The 21,935-nt window shown below is 38.0% G+C and carries 17 protein-coding genes and 3 pseudogenes; 6 read left to right on the forward strand and 14 right to left on the reverse strand.

What is annotated here, in order from left to right; all coding sequences use genetic code 11:
* Nucleotides 1-143: 143 nt before the first annotated feature.
* The 3 genes and pseudogenes from A8F95_RS23195 to A8F95_RS07695 all read left to right on the forward strand — a co-directional run.
* Nucleotides 144-560 (forward strand): annotated as a pseudogene (locus A8F95_RS23195) (transposase); the annotation flags it as partial.
* A gap of 55 nt (nt 561-615) precedes the next feature.
* Nucleotides 616-756, forward strand: a complete 141-nt coding sequence (locus A8F95_RS22055) for a transposase (protein WP_141676238.1) — start codon at nt 616-618, stop codon at nt 754-756.
* 775 nt (nt 757-1,531) lie between these two features.
* Nucleotides 1,532-2,425 (forward strand): hypothetical protein, encoded by an 894-nt coding sequence (locus tag A8F95_RS07695; protein ID WP_065409991.1) that lies wholly within the window; start codon nt 1,532-1,534, stop codon nt 2,423-2,425.
* A gap of 202 nt (nt 2,426-2,627) precedes the next feature.
* Here A8F95_RS07695 and A8F95_RS07700 read toward each other — a convergent pair whose 3' ends face one another.
* The 5 genes from A8F95_RS07700 to A8F95_RS07720 all read right to left on the reverse strand — a co-directional run bounded on the left by A8F95_RS07700 (nt 2,628) and on the right by A8F95_RS07720 (nt 8,147).
* Nucleotides 2,628-3,071: a hypothetical protein gene (locus A8F95_RS07700; protein WP_141676239.1), complete on the reverse strand. Its 444-nt coding sequence runs from the start codon at nt 3,069-3,071 to the stop codon at nt 2,628-2,630.
* A gap of 67 nt (nt 3,072-3,138) precedes the next feature.
* Nucleotides 3,139-3,324: a hypothetical protein gene (locus A8F95_RS07705; protein ID WP_065409993.1), complete on the reverse strand. Its 186-nt coding sequence runs from the start codon at nt 3,322-3,324 to the stop codon at nt 3,139-3,141.
* A 246-nt stretch (nt 3,325-3,570) separates the two neighbouring features.
* Nucleotides 3,571-4,752, reverse strand: a complete 1,182-nt coding sequence (locus tag A8F95_RS07710) for a M20 metallopeptidase family protein (RefSeq protein WP_065409994.1) — start codon at nt 4,750-4,752, stop codon at nt 3,571-3,573.
* Nucleotides 4,753-5,282: 530 nt separating this feature from the next.
* Complete coding sequence (locus A8F95_RS07715; RefSeq protein ID WP_065409995.1) at nt 5,283-6,752, reverse strand: aminoacyl-histidine dipeptidase; 1,470 nt, start codon at nt 6,750-6,752, stop codon at nt 5,283-5,285.
* Nucleotides 6,753-6,776: 24 nt separating this feature from the next.
* On the reverse strand, nt 6,777-8,147 hold the full coding sequence (locus tag A8F95_RS07720; RefSeq protein WP_065410015.1) for a YfcC family protein: 1,371 nt from the start codon (nt 8,145-8,147) through the stop codon (nt 6,777-6,779).
* A 212-nt stretch (nt 8,148-8,359) separates the two neighbouring features.
* On the opposite strand from A8F95_RS07720, the gene A8F95_RS07725 reads away from it, so the two are divergent.
* Nucleotides 8,360-10,015 carry a PucR family transcriptional regulator gene (locus A8F95_RS07725; protein ID WP_065409996.1) on the forward strand — a complete coding sequence of 552 codons (1,656 nt, stop codon included), beginning with the start codon at nt 8,360-8,362 and terminating at the stop codon, nt 10,013-10,015.
* On the opposite strand, the gene pepD is transcribed toward A8F95_RS07725, so the two are convergent.
* The 4 genes and pseudogenes from pepD to A8F95_RS23200 all read right to left on the reverse strand — a co-directional run.
* On the reverse strand, nt 9,938-11,452 hold the full coding sequence (gene pepD, locus A8F95_RS07730; RefSeq protein WP_065409997.1) for a beta-Ala-His dipeptidase: 1,515 nt from the start codon (nt 11,450-11,452) through the stop codon (nt 9,938-9,940). The two genes, A8F95_RS07725 and pepD, sit on opposite strands and share 78 nt — an antisense overlap.
* 534 nt (nt 11,453-11,986) lie before the next feature.
* Nucleotides 11,987-12,490: a ribbon-helix-helix domain-containing protein gene (locus A8F95_RS07735; RefSeq protein WP_141676240.1), complete on the reverse strand. Its 504-nt coding sequence runs from the start codon at nt 12,488-12,490 to the stop codon at nt 11,987-11,989.
* Nucleotides 12,421-12,819 carry a helix-turn-helix domain-containing protein gene (locus tag A8F95_RS07740; protein ID WP_281181753.1) on the reverse strand — a complete coding sequence of 133 codons (399 nt, stop codon included), beginning with the start codon at nt 12,817-12,819 and terminating at the stop codon, nt 12,421-12,423. Before A8F95_RS07740 ends, A8F95_RS07735 begins: the two co-directional genes overlap by 70 nt.
* Nucleotides 12,808-12,957: pseudogene (locus A8F95_RS23200) on the reverse strand (helix-turn-helix domain-containing protein); the annotation flags it as partial. The gene A8F95_RS07740 and the pseudogene A8F95_RS23200, both read right to left, overlap by 12 nt.
* 428 nt (nt 12,958-13,385) lie before the next feature.
* Here A8F95_RS23200 and A8F95_RS07745 point away from each other — a divergent pair.
* The gene (locus A8F95_RS07745; RefSeq protein WP_245671199.1) at nt 13,386-14,414 is read left to right on the forward strand and encodes a tyrosine-type recombinase/integrase; all 1,029 of its coding nucleotides are present in this window, start codon (nt 13,386-13,388) and stop codon (nt 14,412-14,414) included.
* Between the two features lie 533 nt (nt 14,415-14,947).
* Here A8F95_RS07745 and A8F95_RS21660 read toward each other — a convergent pair.
* Both A8F95_RS21660 and A8F95_RS07750 read right to left on the reverse strand, forming a co-directional pair.
* A pseudogene (locus A8F95_RS21660) lies at nt 14,948-15,302 on the reverse strand (DDE-type integrase/transposase/recombinase); the annotation flags it as partial.
* Between the two features lie 12 nt (nt 15,303-15,314).
* Nucleotides 15,315-17,597, reverse strand: a complete 2,283-nt coding sequence (locus A8F95_RS07750) for an ATP-binding cassette domain-containing protein (RefSeq protein WP_065410000.1) — start codon at nt 17,595-17,597, stop codon at nt 15,315-15,317.
* Between the two features lie 504 nt (nt 17,598-18,101).
* On the opposite strand from A8F95_RS07750, the gene A8F95_RS07760 reads away from it, so the two are divergent.
* Nucleotides 18,102-19,252 (forward strand): IS3 family transposase gene (locus A8F95_RS07760; protein ID WP_095407457.1). Its coding sequence is split into 2 segments (ribosomal slippage): nt 18,102-18,339 and nt 18,339-19,252, totalling 1,152 coding nucleotides; the frame shifts between segments, so codons are not numbered across the junction.
* 398 nt (nt 19,253-19,650) lie between these two features.
* On the opposite strand, the gene A8F95_RS07765 is transcribed toward A8F95_RS07760, so the two are convergent.
* From A8F95_RS07765 to ablB, 3 genes are all read right to left on the reverse strand, one after another.
* A complete protein-coding gene (locus A8F95_RS07765) occupies nt 19,651-20,007 on the reverse strand; it encodes a hypothetical protein (protein WP_065410016.1) in 357 nt (118 codons plus the stop codon).
* A gap of 149 nt (nt 20,008-20,156) precedes the next feature.
* On the reverse strand, nt 20,157-20,948 hold the full coding sequence (gene rpsN / locus A8F95_RS07770) for a 30S ribosomal protein S14 (protein ID WP_065410003.1): 792 nt from the start codon (nt 20,946-20,948) through the stop codon (nt 20,157-20,159).
* Entirely contained in the window at nt 20,932-21,819 is an 888-nt protein-coding gene (ablB, locus tag A8F95_RS07775; protein WP_065410004.1) for a putative beta-lysine N-acetyltransferase, read from the reverse strand. The genes rpsN and ablB overlap by 17 nt, the downstream gene beginning before the upstream one ends.
* Nucleotides 21,820-21,935: the final 116 nt, after the last annotated feature.

The raw sequence follows: 21,935 nt of genomic DNA on the forward strand, positions 1-21,935 counted from the left end.
ATATATCAACTTCCTGTTTTTCCTTCTTAACGTTGATAGCATGTGTTTTAAAACAAACATGCTAGTGCCATTTTGAATTCCTAATTCCTGATCGCAACGGAGACAAAACCTTACTAATCGATGTTTTTTCTCCTTCACTTTGAATGATTCGTTGCAAAAGAGTAGGATTGGTCAGATTTACAGTATTTGATTGTGTAATTATAGGTGCTGGACCTGCAGGATTAAGTGCAAGTTTAATACTCGGAAGATCACGAAGAAATATCGCTTTATTTGATAACCGGACAAATAGAAACCTAGGAGATATGTTAGACGAAGCTGTTCAACGCATTCAGCCAGGAGATAAAATCATTCTTCATTCCGTTCAAGGCTGGCATTAACAGATGAAAAAATATCAAAAAAAATTACAAGAACACAAGATAACGCAAAGTATGTCCCGTAAGGGCAACTGCTTAGATAATGCAGTCATCGAAAACTTCTTTGACTTATTAAAATCAGAATTGCTTTATTTACAAGAGTTTGAGAGTATGGCGCATTTTGAAAAGGAATTAGATGAATATCTGGAGTTGAACTGCCCTATAAATGTTAGACACCAACTAACATTTACGGGGTATTTTTATGTCTAAATATACAGTAGAAGTTAAATTACAAGCGGTGGAACACTATTTAACTGAAAACGAAAGCTATCAAAACATTGCAGAAAGTATTGGCGCAGCTAGTAAAATAAGATTCAGTTTATTACCTCTATCGAAATTTTAATGTAATTATAACTCAAATGCCTTCTTCATACAGATAGGTAAGCCTTTGAAGTTATCGCCAGCTTTTCCCCCTGTTCACACCGTACGTGCAACTTTCACCGCATACGGCGTTCCAACTAATCCAATTTATTCTTTCTATTAATTTAAAAATAATTTGTTGCTTTCTTGGATTATCCGGAGTATGGGACCAAGATGTTAGTAGAGAAATTCGATGAGTATGCAGTAATTCTTATATCCATTGAAGTTTCCAATGATTTATTTCCTCAGAAAATAAAACTACAGTACAACCAGCCTTTCTTTATTTCATTGAATGGATCAAATTATCAACGATTTTCATCGTCCCCTGTTTAGCTAATCCGCCAGGCTTGCCCCCCATGCACCAGAGCTACACCACAGAAATATAAGCCTAGACACATTCTTACGTGGCAATTCAAAAGCAAAAAAAGAACCACTAAATTCCAGCCTTGTTATCGAGGTAATACACAGGGTAACTAATTCTACTATTTTTCACTATCCAGTCAAACATCTAAAAAAATAATTAGATAAAAAATTAAATATAAATAGATTGCCTACAAGATGTTTAAATCATTGGGAGTAGTAATCAATGTAATTATCTTTATGTTTAAGATACACTCGATACGCCTAAAAGAACAACCGACATCAAACTCCTTTAAAAATAAGGAAAATCAACCGATATATTGAGAAACAACAAATTTTAAGGAACAATTTACAGCTGGAGCATCAAGGCGTCACAAGAGCGGGGAGTTGAAGGCATCGTGTTAAGAAAATCACTATTAGGTTTTTTGTTCCTTTTTTTATTGGGGGCCAATGGCGTAGTGGGCTATGTTATCTATGATCATTTCACCAAAGACCGCCCCTCACTGTCCAATTTGGATCAAGAAAGCATGGATGTTATAAACATGATCGCCAAAGCTACAGACGGCATCCGGAACGGGGCTCCGATCAGGAGCAAACGGGGGATCATGCCAAACAAGGACTACGAAGCAATCATGGACTATCTGAATAAATACAATGTGCTCCTAGATGAGGATTCCAACCCTAAAGAATATGGGTACACAGAATCGGAACAGGCATTGGTGAATTATGTGGTAGGTCTTTTTGTCAGTTACGGACTGATGAATGAACAGTTTATCCTTGGCGACACACGGTTCGCTTCTTCCATCATGGATGGATTGTACGAAGACTTGGATAAAGCGACCCCTATTCTTTGGCTGGCATCACAAAAATCCCTGACTATGGATTATATCAAAGGGGAAGATGAATCGGACACGGAAGATGTGATGAATGAATCAGAAAAGAAAGAACAAATGTCTGAATCTGAGGAAGAAGACATAGAACTACAAAAAACAGATGAGTCGGTAGGAAATGCGGACACAATGAATGAGGATGTAACAGATGATCCTCACCTTCCCGCCAATCTTAGGCCAGAAGGTGACTTGGTGGGGAATCCAAACAGCCCATACGCTCTGACCATAGAGCAAAGAAAGGAATTGGAACAACTGGTGGAAAGTGAACTGGGGGCGGACTTTGTCTTTGACCCAAACAAAGAATATGATACCTCTGGCTGGCCCGACGCCATGATCGAGGCCTTGATGGCCGCGGATACGTTATACTATGACGCAAAGGGCATCCCATCCCCAAACAATTGATGATAGGTTACTTATTTTAGGCCACTATGAATCATAGTGACCTATTTTTTCCTGTTCTTAAAAAATGGAATCATCCTTAACTAATACAACAGCAAAAAAAGTAGCACCAGGAACGCCAATTTAATAGATTAATTGTTTTTTACAGGACAGCTGGTTCAAAAATAGTAACAGTCTATTGTAAAACAATAAATTGTGTGAGACCTTACTCTATATCGACCTGTAAATGAATGATTAACCTTTCCGCTTCTGCTGAGTGGATTGGTTGACTAGCTAACATATTAAGAAGAACATAGCATTGTTCTCTTTCAACTCTCGTTAATCCTGGCCTAGAGGCAATATGTTGAATAACTCCAGCTGCATCACCAGAAATGCTTCTCCATGAATGCCATTCATTTTTTTTGGGTGCTGTAACATCTAAATCGCTTGGATTAGTAAGAATTCTTTGGATAAGTAAGTCAATGAGTTCAATAGCATCTTTTGACTTAATCATCTCTATTTTGTTTCGACTCATAGCAAAGACTAAAGTGTATACTTCTTGGCGCGAGCCTTCGACTACTACTCTTTTCATCATTTGATAAATCGACTGCCACCAAATCAAAAGATCACTCATTTTCATTTCTTTTTTAGGGTTTACTATCCAATGCATGGAAAAAAAACTAAATTTTTATCACAATAGTATTCACTCTCTTTGATCTCTTCCCAATACGAAGTAATCAATTCCCATATTCATAGGCCAGTGTAGAAGCAAAGGCAGCTTCTTTCAAACCGAATGCGACCCCAGTAAAAAAATCGACTAAATTCTGTTGGTCATTAAGTAATCGGAATTCCGAAAGTTCGGATGTAATATCATCGATCAGCTTCGCCGCTAATAGCCGTTCATTTTTATAATTGAGCCGCATCGCTCGGAATCCAACAAATTTCCCCAGATTATTTAGAAAGTCCTCCGCAAAAGGAATCGAATCTTTTCTTAGTAATATCCTTATAATGCAGTCTAATTGAGAATCGGGAAAATACTTTAAAAGTCTGAGACTCCAGCTAAGAGCACTCCCTGTTGTATTATCTCCTAGAATGAGTTCTTCAAATAAATTATCTCTTTTCTTATCTGTTCGGAACCAATGCCATGCCCGAAATCCTAAGTAGTTTTGTTATTTTTCACCATGCAAATATTGAATCGTGGCTGCTGCTAATACTTTTGATGCGACAAGTATTGCACGTTCGTCAATTTTAAATTTGGGGTGATGATAAGGATAAACGATTTCATCCTCAGGATTGGCTGAACCGGTAAAGAAATAAGTACCTGGAATCTTTTGAGTATAATAAGCGAAGTCTTCAGCACCCATCATCGGTTCTAATTCTTTAATGTTCTTTTCATCAATTACTTCCTTAGCAGAATCAACTAATAATTTTGTAATGTCTGGGTGATTATATGTAGACGGATAACCACGAAGATAAGTATAAGTATAGGTTGACCTTGCAGCTTGGCACGTAGTTGAAGTGATTTCCTCGATTATTTTTTCCAAATCTGTACGGATCTCTTCTTCAAAGGCTCGGACTTCCCCAGTTATTTTAGCCTCTCCATTTACAATATTCGTGGCTGTTCCAGAATGAAAAGATCCAACGGAAACGACGGCGGATTTTAATGGATTTACGCGTCTGGACACAATATGCTGTAAATTGCAAACTAGCTGTGCCCCAACAACTAAAGCATCTTTCGTATGATGAGGTGCTTGTGCATGACCGCCTTTTCCCAAGACCTCAATATAAAATTCATCTGCACAAGACATAATATAGCCGCTCCGATAGCCAATTGTCCCTACTGGATAATCATTTTCCATATGTGTCGCGAATATTACATCGACTCCGTCTAAACAACCGTCTTCAATCATCGCTTTTGCGCCGCCGGGAAGAACTTCTTCCGCATGCTGATGAATAAACACAATGTTTCCCTTGAGTTGATCCCTTTTTTCAGTAAATACTTTGGCAAGACCCAAAGCAATAGCTGTATGTGCATCATGACCACATGCATGCATAATACCAGAAATTTTTGACTGGAAAGGTAAATCCGTTTGCTCTTGTATAGGAAGTGCATCAAAGTCGGCTCGAATCGCAACGGTCTTTCCCGGATGCCCGCCTGTTAATTTAGCAACCACACCCCTTCCCCCTACTCCTGTCTTCACATCCAGACCTAATTCCTGTAGAAATTTCGAAATATATTTAGGGGTTTGAACCTCCTGGAAAGATAGCTCTGGGTTCATATGCAATTCCCTGCGGATCTCTACCATTTTAGGATAGATCTCTTCTAAACGATTAAATAGTGTTTCTAGCATGTTCATCATCCCCCAAAAAATTATAGGTAAAAATAGCCCACATGGTGGGATACATCAATACATATTAATTTTAACTTTCTGAATATCGTTTCGAAATAAAATCGCTAACTCTATTCAATCACGCCCCAGGTGAAGATTATTAACTTGGAGCTTTCCTCGCCTGTGCTTTTAGTCGGTAGGATCCACTTATCCCTTATCTTACGGAACATATTAAACGATTTGGCGATTACATTATTGATTTAGAAGAACCACCTCAACCTTTAGTCAGAAAGCTAGGTTTAGAGTTTAAAATAGCTTAATGAGGGCTTTGTGCCCTCTCTCTATTTTTTTACATCTGTATGGCACTTTTTTACTTATCTTGGACTCACTCCATTACGGCACCAAAGGATGCGGCTGAGCATTTATAGGTTGAGGAAGAGTACCGTACAGGAACTAGGCGGCTTATGTATGTGAATGACCGTCCGCCGGGCGAGATAGAAAAGAGTGGTACCTGTGTCACCACCCAAAGTTTGTTTAAAATCGTAACATTCCTACCGATCAAAAAATTTCATTTCTTTTAATACGGAGAGGAAGTATTCCCAATTATTGATTGTTGAAGGTATGCTTAAGTGTTCATTTGGCGTATGAACATTATACATATCTGGTCCAATCGAAATCGCGTCTAATCCTGGGATTTTATCAATCAATATGCCGCACTCGATCCCGGCATGCACGGCAATAATCTCAATATCTGTACCATGTTTCTCCTTAAATACCTTTTCAAATACTTTACGAATCTTTGAATCAGGATTATAGGGCCACTCCGGATACTCACTATCAGTAAATAATTTGCATCCAAGAGTTTCTGCAATTAAGCGAGCCTTCTTGACTAAAGCATCCTTTAAACTTTTTATCGAACTTCTTGAATCACTTTCAAAATGCAGTTCTGTTTCAAATGTGGTAATTACCCCCAAATTGGTCGAACTTTCCACCAACCCCTCCATTTCCATACTCATACTTTGAATACCGTTTGGAATTAACATCAGCGAGGTAATGGCCTTCTGTTTTGTTTCCTCTGAAAAAACTTTAGAAAGGTCATGTTTCACGCTGTCTAGGCAAATATGTACCTCCGGATCGGAGGTTTTTAGCTCATTTCGTAAAATATCATTCCATTCGTCTATTTTACTTTCTAATTTCTTAATACTATCCCTAGAAACTAAAATAATTGCATCTGTTTCACGGGGAATGGCATTCGTTGCTGATCCACCATTTATTTGCTGCAGAAAATAAGGGAATTCTCCTGATAGATCTTCTAATATTCTCCCCATGATCTTATTGGAATTGCCCCTTCCCTTATTAATTGAAATCCCGGAATGACCGCCTTTTAGTCCTCTAACACCAATACAATAAGCCGATACGTTCTTTGGAGCATCATCCCAAATGATTGGAAGGATCATTGTTGCCTTTATTCCGCCAGCACTGCTCACCAATAACTTATGATCTTCTTCTGAATCTAGATTAATCAGAATTTTACCTTCAAAGTCAGCAGGATTTAAAGCTAAAGCTCCCCCCATAGTCGTTTCTTCCTCGGTAGTGATGACAACCTCGAGGGATGGGTGAGGAACTTCCTTTGAATCCAACAATGCAAGGGCATAGGCCACTGCAATTCCATTGTCAGCCCCTAAAGTTGTATTCGTTGCATAAAGCATTTCTTCAATAACTCTTAACTGAATGGGATCCTTTCTAAAATCATGAATGGTCCCCTTATTTTTTTCACAAACCATATCCATATGTCCTTGGATAATCACAGGTGGTACATTTTCATATCCTGGACTGGCTGGCTTTTTGATGATTACATTTAACGCTTCATCCTGTTTTACCTCTAAATTACGTTCTTTTCCAAACTGAACCAAATAATCACTTATTGCTTTCTCGTTTCCAGAACATCTAGGAATCTTTGAAATTTCTGAAAAATAATGAAATACTGGATGCTGTATTAAATCTTCTAAACGATTATACATAGGAATCAACCTTTCAATTTAGAATTACGGTCCATAATTAATCGCAACTGCGATGATGATAAAGATAATCTCCACGGCTATGATGGTAATAAAGAGCGGCCATAAAAATTTATACCAACGGTCAACAGGAATGCCGGCTATTCCACAGATTACCACAACAGTGGCAGGCCAAAGCATGTTTGCAAATCCGTCACCAAACGAGAATGCGAGAACAGCAATTTGACGATTGATTCCGATAAGATCGGATAAAGGTGTCATAATCGGCATTGAAATCATTGCTGCAGCACTTCCAGATGGTACAAAAAAATTAAGCATAGTTTGAACGATAATCATCCCGCTTGCTGCAGCGTAAGTAGGCAAATCCTTAATAGCATTGGCCATGTAATAGACCACAGTATCGATGATATGCCCATCTTCTAAAATGACGAGGATTGCATTTGCCATCCCAATAATAAGAGCGGCGTATACCATGTTCCTGCAGGCTTCTATAAAAGTATCTGCAATTTGTCCAAGAGATAATTTGTTTACTAAACCAATGACAATCATCATGATAATAAAAACACCTGATAATTCTGGTAGATACCATCCAAATTTAATTGTCCCTGTAACTAAGGTAATAATTGTACATGCAAACAAAACCAAACTGATTTTATGCGTAACGCTGAATTTCGTATCCGTAAGTCCACCTTGTAGAATACCTGAAAGAAAAGGGAATTCCACATCTTTTACAATACTCTTTTCAGGATTTGTTTTAACCATTTTCGCATAGCGCATAACGAAGAAAATCGAAATAGCCATAAAGACAATAAAAGCAATGATACGAAATACAATACCGGAAAAGAGCGGGATGCCTGCAATGCCCTGAGCAATTCCAACGGTAAAAGGGTTTGTAATGGCAGCTGCAAAACCGGTAGTGATACTGACGTAAACAATTGCAACACCAACCAAAGCATCGTAGCCAAGCGCAACGGTAATTCCCATCATAATTGGAATGTATCCATAACTTTCTTCATACATCCCGAACCCTGCACCCATCGCTCCAAAGACAAGCATAAATACAGGAATAATCAGGCTCTCTTTTCCTTTCATTTTTCTAACTAGTGCGCCTATTCCGCTATTAAATACCCCTGTTTTTGTCAGGATAAAGATAAAACCATAAGCGAAAAAAAGATAAAAAATGATTTCCGCTCCATTCAGCATCCCTTTTTGAATACTAATAAACATATTAAAAAATCCAACCGGTGATTGGTGAACAGGATGAAAGGAATCAGGTACAACTAATGATCTTTTTGTAACAGGATCCTCCACCCGATCAAATTCACCTGCCGGAATGATATAGGTAAGAAGGGTGGTTAAGAGAATGATCAGTCCCATGAAGACATAACTATGTGGCATTTTAAGATTAAATTTCTTTTTGGTTACCTGTTTTTGTGGTTCCAATAAAATAGCTCTTTTCAAAATCACTCAACCCCTATTAAACCAGAATGTTCAATAAATTAGTAACAAACGGAGTTTGTTACCAAAAGTGAACGCTGGCTGTGATAAAATATAAATCATATACAAAGTGTCTAGTTAATAATATATTGTTTTAATTGGAGATAATCATAATGTCTGAACGAAAATTTACTGTTAGTGATCTTATTAAACGACCCCACTTCAACGAGGCGAAAGTTATCGCAGGTGTAAATGGTTTAAATCGCCTAGTAAAATGGGTTCATATTCTTGAAACTAATGAAAATCAAAACCTTGTTGATGGAAATGAAATAATTCTAACAACAGGCATGTTTTATAACGGCGAATTAAATACTTGTTTATCTTTCCTTAATAAATTAATTTGGCAAAATGCTTCCGCCCTCTGTATAGAGATAGGGGCGAACTTTTCGTCAATTCCGGTAGAAATGATTGAATTAGCAGAAAAACATAATTTTCCTCTAATTATTTTTACAAAAAAAGTTAAATTTGTAGAGATTACGCGTGATATCCATGCATTAATAATTAATTCCAAAGCTAGGGCCTTAAAAGAATTAGAAACATTTCATAAAAAATTATCGCAGTTAAATCTTCAATCCAAAAGTATCAGTACCATTCTGCAGACTTTTCATCAAACGATTTCATTAAACGTAATCTATTATCCTATTGACAGTGACCCTATTTTTTTTCCACAGATAAATCCATCTGTTCAAAAAGAATGTTTAGAAATATTTAAAATGCAAATAAAGAAATGTTCTATTGATTCTACAGAACAGGTGCAAGAAATAGTTGATACGGAAAACATCTTACTTTTTCAACCAGTCATTGCAATGGGGCGGCATTTCGCATACGTCGGTATATTGCTGGCTGAAACGGAAGTAGATGAATTTTTCCCTTTATCATTAGATTATACTGTCACTGCCATCGCCCAAAATTTATTACGTAGGCTATTCACCGAAGAGAGAAATTTTTACGAACAAAATGTTCTTTTAAACGATATTTTGAATAACCGAATCCAAGGGGAGGAGATGCTTCGGACAAAACTTGGTTTAAATCCAAATGGTATACGTGATTTTTGCTTTTACTGTGGTGTAATGGAATTAGGGTTTCCAGGGCTATATACCAACTATGATGATTTAGGCTCCATGCAACAAAGTATAGTTGTTATGACCCGAAATATGATGAAGCGCCATTCCTTTCAAACGGTTATTCTTCCCTTGGGGAACCGCGTGTACTTCCTTGTTTATCAAACGCAAATTGACCATAAACAATTGCCGCCTATACAGGAGCGTATTGGCGTGGCAATATTTCAATTAAGGAAAGCGATTACAAATTTATTGGAGAATCAGAAAATCTTTATCGGGATAAGTAATCCGGCTCATTTACTAGCTCATGCATATCAAGGCTTTCAAGAAGCGAAGCAAGTTATTGAAATTGCCAACATTACAAAATCCATATCGGATCCGTTTTATGAGAATATTGGAATTTTTCGTATCTTACTAAACATGAAAGATGAGCGAACTATCCCTTCATTCATCAATGATTATTTGGGCAAGGTTATCCATTACGACAAAGAGCATGGACAGCAGCTGCTTGAAACCCTCAAGGTATATCTAAATAATAATAGTTCGAAGCAGAAAACAGCCAAGGAGCTTTTTATCCATCGCCAAACCTTGTATTATCGTCTCGAAAAACTAGAAGAGTTACTGGGCGATTTAACCAATCCAGAGCGGCGGATCTGTATTGAACTTGCTTTGCGGGCCTATGAGCTCAATCGCATGAATTTCTTTTAACACAGCTAAAAGATATTCCCACGTTTTTAAGGTGGACGAGATGCTTAAATGTTCATTGGGTGTATGACTGTTATAAACATCAGGGCCAATAGATATAGCATCAAAGTCCATCTTTTCTAAAAATAAACCGCATTCAAGCCCGGCATGAATTGCAATCGACTCGATATTTTCGCCGTATTTTTCCTTATAAACCATCTCAAAAAGGGATTTGATTTTAGAATCAGGGTTATACGGCCATTCTGGATAATCATATCCAAATGTCACTTCACTTCCGAGAACATTTGCAAGTATTTTCATTTCATTGATCATTTTATCTTTTAAACTTTTTTCAGAACTTCGAATGAAACTTTCGAAGGTAATGGCTGTAGCATAAGTGTTTACTACACCCAAGCTAGCGGAACTCTCTACTAAGCCAGGGAAATCCAAGCTCATATTTTCTACACCGCTTGGTAATAAGAGCAATGCAGCTATTAATTTTTCAGTTGTTTCCTTTGAAAATACTTTCAGGAAAACTTCTTCTTCCTTTGTAACTTGTGCAAAAACTTGTCCATCGGAGTGCCTTAATTCATTCTTAAAGATTTGGTTCCATTGCTCCACTTCAGCCTCTAACTGACCAATTTTTTCGGCCTGAATTAGAACGAATGCTTCGGCCTCTCGCGGAATGGAAGTATCTTTTGTACCACCGGCCAACCCTGCTAGGGAAAAATCCATTTTTGCGGATAACCTTTGTAAAATACGTCCCAAAAGCTTGATAGAATTCCCTCGACCTTGATTGATACAAAGACCCGAGTGGCCGCCTTTTAATCCACCAATATGAATTCGACAGAGAATTTTATTTTTGGCCGCTTCATTCCAAATAATTGGGACCGTAAACGTGCTAGCAATCCCGCCTGAACCACTGACCAGCAGTTTTCCAAATTCATCTGAGTCCAGATTGATTAATATGGTTCCGTTCAGATGGGAGATGTCTAATTCACGGGCACCTTTCATTGTCAATCTACCTTCTGTTGTAAGGATCACTTCTAGATTTGGATGAGGGATTCGATTAGAGCTCAATAATGAAAGAGAGTAGGCGAGAGCAATCCCGCTATTTGCACCTAGTGTCGTTTCTGTTGCATAGAGCATGTCCCCTTCAATTCTTAATTGGAGAGGGTCTTTTGCAAAGTCATGTTCGGCATCCTCATTTTTGTCCTCAATCATGTCCATTGGACCTTGAATAATGACAGTAGGGGCCTGTTCATATCCTGATGTGGCCTGCTTTTTGATCGTAATATTTAATGCCTGATCTTGGATGACTTCTAAATGATGATCTTTTGCAAACTGAACCAAAAAATCACTTATTTCTTTTTCCTGACCAGATCGTCGTCTTATTTTAGATACTTCAGCAAAATAGTGAAATACGGTAAATTGTGTTAGTTCATGTAATCTGCTAAACAAGATGGACACTCCTTTATCAACAACTTAAGCCATTCCATTGTAACAAAAAGGAGTAAAGTCTTTCATTGTTTATTACAGTTTTACATCCTATTAAGTCTGGCCAGTCACCCTCCCTTCTTTATTCTATCTTACCAGAATTATCTGATAATTCTAAACGTACAAAACGCTAAAGAAATTCCAGTAAAATTCATACAAAGTGTCGGAGTGATGTCAGTTCGATAAAATTCATGAGGTGACAGGTACTACAAGAATTTTGTTTGAATAAAAATAAAATTTTAAAACCAACTTAAGCCATAAAAATATAAAATTATTTTATTATTAATCTATTGGAGACTTGGAAATGCGAATAATAAGGTGTCACTTTAAGCGTTATTTTGCATTATAAATATAAAAAAGCTATCTCCTTTTGGGACGGGACTAACCCCATAAAGTGAGACAAATAAAAAACACCCTTAAGTTGAAAACGGGTATGGAAGGAAAAAATGACAAGACCAAGGCCTCAAATCACATATTAATTTTTCCCTCCGCCAAAAATTACTCTTCCCAATTCCTTTCTGCAAGGATGCGCAATATAACCTCCTGCATGCTGATTCCTTCCCCTTCTGCTTCCTTTTTAATCTTTTCTTTCAGGTTTTTCGAGAGCGAAATAGTGAGGGTTTCCATATCTGTCTCGATAAAAAGGTATCCTTCTTTGTCATATTGAAGGGACCCTTTTGCTACATATCTGTCTAGGAAGCGGAAGAGGTGCTCGGGCACTTCTTTTAGTACGGTCTTCTTTATATGGATTTCCACTTCATTCAAAGCATCGTAATCAGTTGGGGTGAAATGAAGTAGTAGATTTGAAAGTTCATATTGTTGGTAGACAATATCAAAAAACTCCATCGTTAACGGATGTTTAGCCGGCAAAACCATTTTTAGAAATCCCGGGCCCGTGTTCGGTTTTCCATAATTCAGTTCATAAGACGGCTTCAGTTCTTCTTTGAAAACTCCTTCCTCATAAGATTTGATTTCATGCGTGTCGGGAAACAAGAATGCCATCTGCCACCTGAATCGAATACCAGCCGAGCCTCTCTTCCCTCTTTTGTCGAGAACTTCTGGAAGAAAGCGATATTTCTCTCCTTATCATAATAGTCCCTCCTTTTTAAACGCTCGGATTGAAGATAAGCAGCATTTTCGCCTGCGAACTGCTCGAGATCTATCGGGTTAATATAAAAAATCTGTCGGCCACGGTACGTTCCTTGTATGGCTGGAATGGTTCCCTCCTTCACCAGCTTATGCAGCGTAGAGCGGGAAACGCCTAGGAATTTCGCAGCCTCTGTTGTGGTGAGTCCTAATTTTTTCTCCTGTTTTCTTGCCAGTTCCTCCACTTGTTCTTTTGGGAACACCCGTGTGTTCAGCATTCTCCATTTATGGTCTGGAAGCGAGACTAATATGCCTTTTTGGATATAGTTATAGATTGTGGCCTTTGACTTATTGAGAAGTTTCGCCGCTTCCTCGGTCGTATAATATTTTTTTCTTCGGTCATTCTTATCCCTCTTTCCTCATTTGTTCCCAGAGCGTGTCTCACAAATTTTCTCTTCTATGTATAGTTGGAGCTCTTTCTTCTAAGGTACTTTTTTCATTTTAAACAAAAAACTGTTCTTTTTTATTTGCTTATTTATATTTCTTTCTTTACACTATAATTTTTAATATTGTTCTTTTCAATTCATATAGTTAAAAACAATAAATTATTATTTATTTTATTAAAACGTTAAATATAAAAATAAAATAATAACTATAATATTAAATAAATAAACAAAGAAGATATTTTTTATATGTATTGGAATATTGATTTTTTTGAATCATTAGTAAAACAGGATTATAATTATAGATGGATAAAAAATTTATATTTTAAAATAAAGTAAATAAAAACGAAAAGAGGAAAAAATACATAATGAAACCATTATCTATGCCTGAAAATAAATTGACTCTTTTCAAGAACACTGAAGATATGGACTACTCTTTATTGCTTCAGATAAAGGAACAGTCGGAAAAACAGGGAGAAGCGCCTTTTTCCCAATTTGATGATAGGGATATGCTGGCTTACTTTTTGTATCAGCAAACAAACATCGATCAAAAGAAAAACAAATCTGAGAGAACGATCAAGGAGTATCAGCGGGAACTTACTATGATGGTCGAACACATGCTTCGATATGCAGATGAAATGGATCTTGATATCGACAGAATTATTGAAGGGTCCTTGTTCAAAAGTTTAAGCAAGCGACATTTAAGGAGATATCAAGCGTGGGTAGTGGAGCGGTGCCCTCACGTTATAGAAAAAGGACCTTATTCCCCTGCAACCGTTGCCCGGAAAACAGTCATTTGGAAAAGCTTCTTCTCTTTCCTTCACCGGTCGGGCTATATTAAGGAAGCCGTCCACGAGGGATTGCTCAGTGCCACGGTCCGAAAAGAAGACCGGCCCAATCGAGACTTAGGGCCAAACGAGGTCGTCCAGCTGCTGGATTATTTTAAACAGGAGAATCACTCGGTTATTTTCGGCCTTATGCATATACTGGTAGCAACCGGTTTACGTAATGAAGAGTTATGTAAATTCAAGGTTTCTGACGTGAAATATGACAGCCTGTTCGGAGAGTATTACCTGTCTGTGTGGGGAAAAGGCAACAAGCACCGTTCTATTCCTCTGAAACCAAAAGTGGTGGAAAGTAGTCGTCGTTATAGAGAAGCAAGACTCTTGGATACCCATTTTTCAGAGAGCGATGATTCGCCCCTCTTCCCTACAAGTACCGGAAATGCTTTTTCTCCCTCTTATCTCTCTCAATATTTAGGGAAGGCGATTGAACGGACAGGTCTTTCCTTTTTGCAGAATCGGAGCTGCCGGATCACAGCCCACACATTTCGGCACAGTTTTGCCATTATATCAAGAAGAGCTGGCGCAGATATTTATAAATTATGCGAAGCCTAGGGCATGAAAAAATCGAAACAACCATGATTTATCTGGAGAAAATATTCGAACGTGAACAGCACGCTATTCACGACTGGAAAAATGGCATATTAGGAGACTATATATAATATAATAGAAGAAACTCGTCAAAAAAAGAAGAGATTAACGTATGTAGCTCTTTATAAGAATGTAAAAGAAGCGGTGGAACTAGCCGGGAAGAATTCAAAAATCAGACCCATTGATTTCGTCCGCTGATGCTAAAAAATGACGTATCGATGGCTGTCTTTAAAGGTTGGTCTGCACGCTCCAATATCTCTACCACCAATATGTATTTGGAACGTGCGAACCAAGAGAAAATGCATTTCGCGTCTATATAAAGTGAAGTTATTCTAAATAGTGGTCACTTTTGGTGATGCTGAGAGAGCCCTAATTTTGCATCGAAATTTAATTTTACGTAGAAAACGTATTACTCGATGCAAAATTGTCCGTTATATTAATGAGTCACTATTTATAGTTGTTCGATGTAAAAGTTATCTCTTAGTTGATGGTTATATTTATATTAATTTTGAATTCTGCACAATATGTTTTTCGATAAAATTATGATTAATGAATTTTAATTGATGGTAGACAGACTCGTCCCGTAAAGCAATCTATCCTTTTTAATGATATGCATCGCCTCTATTCCCGAAAGAATAGATTTAGCTGTATGGAAAGATTTCAATCCTAACATCTTACGAACTCTCTCTGTTTAAAAAACGATTATCTTGTTCCACAATGTTATTAAGATATTTTACCTACCTTATTTGGATGCCTGCAGACATCTTTTTCTCTTTCTTCATCTTTTCAATATCCATAGGATAACTGGATTTTTTCTACTGTGATAACATGGGACTTTGAAACATGAAAAGATAACTCCACACTTTAAGCGAGATCTTTTCTAACTCCATCCTTTAACCATTTCGCAGTCACTGTCTCTGCGTTTAGCATTTCTTCCGGTGTGCCTTCGAATATAATTTGCCCACCGCCTTGTTTTCCTCCCCCCGGACCCATTTCTATTATCCAGTCGCTCGCCGCTATAAAGTCTAAATTGTGTTCGATTACTATGACAGAGTTGCCTCTGTTCACAAGCTTTTGAAATACATCCAAAAGTTTTTCATCATCTTCTGCGTGTAATCCTAAGGATGGTTCGTCTAACAAGTAGATTTGGCCTTCCTTTTGTAATTGGTTCGCGAGTTTTAGACGTTGGGTTTCTCCTCCGCTCAAAGAACTTGTCGTCTGTCCTAAGGTCAAATAACCTAACCCTACGTTCCTTAGCGTATTCACTCTGTTTAGGATTTTTTGCTGTATAAAATAATCGGCAGCTTCATCTATTGTTAACTGTAATATCTCAATAATATTTTTATTCTGATACCGATATGACAGTGCTTCGTCTGAGTATCTCGTACCACCGCATGCTTCGCATGGAATTGTCACTGGATCTGCAAATGCTACCTCAGGTGTAAGAACTCCTTTTCCCTTACAGACAGGACATGCTCCTAAGGAGTTAAAACTGAACAAACCTGCCGGCTGTCCCGTTGCTTTTGCAAATGCTGCGCGAATGTCATCCATTATTCCCATATATGTAGCCATGGTGGAACGGTTGGAAATTCCGATACCACCTTGTCCTACCGTTATGGATTCTGGATATCTTTCCTTGAATGCTTCTAAAATTAAGGAGCTTTTGCCTGAACCAGATATCCCGCAGACAGTGACTAAGACTTCTTTAGGGATATCTACATTCACATCTTTCAAATTGTTGTTCTTTGCTTCTCTTATTGTAAAATATCCTTTACCATCCCTTGTGGTTTTGTTTATATTTAGTTTATGCTTCAAGGCGTTTGCTGTTGGAGAGTTTTTTAATCCTTCTAATTGTCCTTGGTAGACAACTTTTCCTCCATTCACCCCTGCACCTGGACCCATCTCTATTACTTCATCAGCTACTTTTATTACAGATAGATTATGTTCGATTACGATTACGGTATTATGCTGCTCTCTTATCCTTTTTAGCATTTGAATTAACATATTCACTTCTTCCGGATGGAGCCCCGCACTTGGTTCATCGAAAATGTAGGTAATATTATTTAAACTGCTCCCTAAATGGCGGGCAATTTTTACACGTTGAGCTTCACCTCCGGAAAGGGTGCCCACTTTTCTTGTCAGACTCAAATACCCTAATCCCATGTCGACTAATTGTTTTATATACGGGATTGCTTGTTTGGCTATCGATTCTCCCATAGGGTCTTTTATTTTCTTTAGTTCTTCAAGTATTTCCGGAAGTTCTAATTGATCGTATTCTGCGATATTTAAGCCATTTATTTTGCATTCTAATACCTCTGGGTTTAGGCCTGAACCTTGGCATGTTGGACATAATGAATGTGTTGACACTGCTAATACATCATCTTGGGATACTTGTTTTAGTTTTGAGATATCCCTATTTATATAGACGCGCGTAAATCTGGGCAATAACCCATCCCACTCTGCATTGTGCGGTCCATTTTTTGTGTGAAACGGCGCATAAGCTCTTTCACCTTCCCGGGGACCGTATAATAGCAGGTGGAGGTCTTCTTCTGAGTAGTCCTTTAAGGGTTTGTCCGGATCAAATAATCCGCAGGTCATCATCCAATTACCTTGCCAACCTGAAGGAGATAAAGGCTTAAATTTAACAGCATATTCCCGAAGCGACTTATCGAAATCAATCAACTTATTTACATCTGGAGCAATCACTTCCCCAAATCCACCACATTCCGGACATCTACCAAAGGAACTTTGACTAGAAAAATCGTTAGCAGAACCTATCGGTGGTTGTCCTATTCTCGAGAACAAAAGTCTAATTAGTGGATCTATATCCATATAGGTGCCTACTGTTGAACGGGAATTGCCTCCTATAGGTCTTTGCTCTACCACTATCACCGGACTTAAGTTTTGCATAAGATCGGCGTAAGGTCTTTCGTACCTTGGCATTTGATTTCTGACATAGAGAGGATAGTTCAAAGTCATTTGTCTTCTGCTTTCTGTTGCTAACGTATCAAAAACAACTGAGCTTTTACCTGATCCCGAAAGACCAGTAAATACAACAATTTTTTCTTTAGGTATGTTTAAGTCTATACTTTTTAGATTATTTTCTTTAAGCCCTCTTAAGATTATTTCATCTTTTCTTTCCGACATTTTACTATCCTTTCTGTGCATTAAAGTATTTTTGTCAATCTTCCATTATACCCTATTATCTGATAAAAATCATAGATCTAAAACACATAAAACTGCCCTATTTATAATCGGCTTCAATCCTTGATTTAACTTTTCATTTTCGCTCCATCATTACCACAGCCTCAACATGTGGTGAGTGCTGACGGCAAATAAAACAAAAAAATATTCTGTGTGTGCATTCATCTTACCTTACTCATATCACCTTCTTTAGTTTAAGTTTCATTTATCACAACACAGTTATAATAAGACATCATAAGTATGTGCTAAATGTGCTTTATCTTAATGACTTATTCATACCAATGGTTTCACTGAGAACTTCTCTAAAGAGGCATTGGTTTTTATAATCTTGATTATATCAAGGATAGCTAAAGTAGATATATACTGCCCAAAATACTAGAGTTAGTATAGTTTCATGGACACAGTTTAATTAAGTCCTTACAATTATTTTGAGAGGATGTGTCCGAATTGGAACGTAAGCCTGCAGGCAAAAAATATAATGATGACTTTAAGAAAACAATTGTGGATTTATATCATTCCGGCAGCTCAGTTAAAGAATTAAGCAGCGAATATGGCGTATCAGAAGTAACGATTTATAAATGGGTGAAAGACTTTACCCCCATCAGTTCAGAGAAAGAGGCCCTAATACCGAAAGAGTTAGCGGATATTCAGAAAGAAAACCTTCGGTTAAAACAGGAAGTAGAAATCTTAAAAAAGGCTATGGCCATATTCGCGAAAAAGTAACCGAAGCAGAGCTTAATGATTTTATCGAGGAACACAAAGGTCAATACTCTATCCAGAAAATGTGCGAAGTACTGGCCGTGCCAAGAAGCAGCTACTATGATTCCCTTGAAAAAACAACTTCAAAGCGTGCAATAGAAAACCGGGAACTCACGAAGGAAATCCGACGGATTCACCTGGAAAGTAAGGCTCGTTATGGCGCTCCAAAAATTCATAAAACCTTATTAAACAGAGGGTTTTTCCTAAGCCTAAAGCGCGTCCAGCGCCTAATGAAAAAGGCCGGCATCCGTTCGATTATCAAGAAGAAGTATCGTCCCTATCCCTCAAAGGAAAAGGTCGTGCAGCTGGACAACCTTTTAAAGCGAGACTTCTCTACCTGCACAATCAATAAAAAATGGGTGGCGGATATTACCTATATCCCTACGGTAAGAGATGGTTGGTGCTATTTGGCCTCTGTATTGGATCTGCATTCGAAGAAAATCGTTGGCTATTCTTTTTCTCGTTCTATGACATCTGACTTGGTGATCGAAGCACTTCAAAATGCCTGTTTTTCTCAAAAGCCCCGAAAGGGCTTAATTCTTCATACCGATCTTGGCTCACAATATACCAGCAGTGAGTTTACTCAGCATGCTCAAAAACAAGGAATCAAGCAATCTTTCAGCCAGAAAGGCTGGCCTTATGATAATGCCTGTATAGAGTCATTTCACGCTATATTAAAGAAAGAAGAAGTTTATCATACGCAATACACGGACTATCTAGCTGCAAAGCTGGCCATATTTCAGTTTATAGAAGGCTGGTATAACCGAAAGAGAATTCACAGCAGTATTGACTATCAAACACCTCAAGCCATTGAGGATCAAATTAGAAGAACAGCCTAAGACTTAACTTTTTTGTGTCCAAATTATTGACTCAAACCCAAGAGCAAAAATCAAGTTTGTTATCGAACTAAACTGCTCCATTAGTTTAGTGAAAAATTTTTAATTACTGAACAGTTTCGTCCGGACGTGTAACAAAAGGGCCAGCAGTCTACTGTTGACTCTAACTTTTCTTTCTAAACAAAAACCTCCTCTATTTAAGTAACAAATATTTATCATTGGTAGTAATTTATAATTTTATAACTTAAACGAACATTAAAAACAGCTTTTTTTGGACAAAAAACACCCGTTCGTAAAAGTGTACTTTTGCAAACGGAGGTTTCTTACGAATGTATTATTAAAGATATTTCTTTTTATAAAAATAAAGGTTGATTTCTGATAGAGAAATCAACCTTTACAACTTATTGAAAAATAAGGAAACATTGTTTATTCTTAATTGCCTCAACCTGATTACCATATACTTGTTCTGTATAATCAATCCATTTATAATTCTGTAGCTTTCTTTCTAGCTTTTCGTTTATTTCATCTTCAATTTTGTGCATCAATTTCATCGTTTCATCTAACGACATATTAAAGCGATTGGCTGCCTGCTGGTGCGGTAATTGCTCTTTGAGAAGGGTTAGAAATTGTTCCTTCGTCTCGGATTGTTGGGCTAAACTATCTTCAATACCTTCAATAAATTGATAAAGCCTTCTTTTATTCACTGGTAGAGAAGCCAAAATATTTCTCGCGAAAATCTCCATTATTTTCTCATTCACTACAAACAACCATCTTTCCCTTAGTATTCAAAATCATTTGTATCCAACTTTTTGGCTGGCCTTTCTATCAATTTTCAATAACATTCTTAACATACATCTAACAGGAAGTTGTAAGCATTACATTTACGGTGTTCTTGTGGATTTACTGCTTACCAACTTGATTTTTTAACCCCAGGGATCTGCCCCTTATGTGCGAATTCGCGAAAAGCAATACGGGACATTTTAAACTTTCTTAAGTAGCCTCTAGGTCTCCCAGTAACTTGGCAACGGTTATGAAGCCTGGAAGGTGCTGAATCACATAGAAGCAAAGCGCTGATTAAAGCGGGTCCTGTCGTATAAATCATATGCCCAATATGTTTATATAAATTAACGCCGACTACCGCCGGAGCCAAATTAGTCGAATCTGAAAGCGGTGACATTTTATCTCCGAAATAAGAACCTGAAATGACTGCTCCAGCTATCATGGCCACTGGAATTCCCAATCCCTGTCCAATGCCTACGACAGCAATCCCAACAGTGCCTGCAGTCGTCCATGCACTTCCGGTCGCAAAAGAAACAACGGAACAAAGGATGCAAGCGGTGACAAGGAAGAAAGTGGGTGAGAGGATCTCCAACCCATAGTATATCATAGTCGGAACTACTCCCCCGGCAATCCAGGTACCGATAATGATGCCGATCACTATCAAAATCAACATAGCTTGCATGGCCACTGAGATGGACTCGATCATTGCCTTCTCTATAAAATCCCACTTGTAGCCGATACTTAAAGCAACGATGGCAGCAACCGCAGCGCTTAACAGAAGCGGTATATGAGCCTCACCCTGAAATTTAATCAGAGTGACCGAAAGGCTAACAACAAGAAAAAAGATCGGAATAAGTGCAATCCATACGCTTACTTTCTTATCCTTATGCATCTTGCCCTCATTATTTGGAGAATTCATTTAATCCCCTCCTTAAAATTGATCCAGTTTCTGATAAATCTTTGACCCAGACACTCATATCCTCAAGTTTCCCAAAAATGTCACAGTTTTTAATCAATCTTCCGGTGTATGTGTAGCCAAGCTGGTGAAAAGAAGCATTCATTCCGAAAGAAAGAGATCTCGCAATCGAATAAGAACAGAAAATATGTCTGTTGAACAGCTCTTTTTCCAAAGCATCAATCAAAACCTTCATTAGACCATGTTTACGAAACTGAGGGAGAGTGGCACAATCAGTCACCTCCGCATTGCTGTATTTGTCATTAACTTCTGCGGAAGCTGCGCTGATGACCAAGCCGTCTCTTTTTATAACATAAAATATAGTGCCTTCCTTCATCACTTTTTCGATATATTCTTTTTGATTCATGGGCGTGGGATAAGTCTCAAACACACTCCTATATAATTCAGCCAGCTGTTCAGTATCCTCCGGGGTTCCTAGTCGGATGTCGAAGCCCTCCTCCAGCTTTTTAGGCAAAAGGGATTGGGGAAGTTGCAAGACATCGTTCAATATGGCATCTTCCTTCACCCATTCCTCACTCGTCCGGCGCTCATTATCATAGTAAAGAACCATCCCATATGCGTCATCTCCGCTAAAATAACGCTTAAATATTGCTTCTATCATATATCCTCGGGATAGAAATAGTTCTACATCATTGCTTTTAGCCTTCACAATCACTTTTGTCATACGATGCTTCTTTGCCAATTCATTAAGCCGGCCTATCATCGAAACGATATTCCCCATATACTCGTCCACTCGTAATCGCTTATTTGCCGGATCTATGCAAACATTTATATTGAAGTCTATTCCTTTTACTGTTTCATTAGTTGCAAGCATCGCTCGACCTCCCTATAATCTGATACTAACTTCCCATTTACTGCTAAAGGTGCGCTTTCAACTTCCCCTTCTAAGGGCTTTGCCAGTGCCAGAAAGCAGTGCCGGCTTTGGTTTCA

This window comes from Pseudobacillus wudalianchiensis (genome assembly GCF_001685015.1).
GTDB classification, from domain to species: domain Bacteria; phylum Bacillota; class Bacilli; order Bacillales; family Domibacillaceae; genus Pseudobacillus; species Pseudobacillus wudalianchiensis.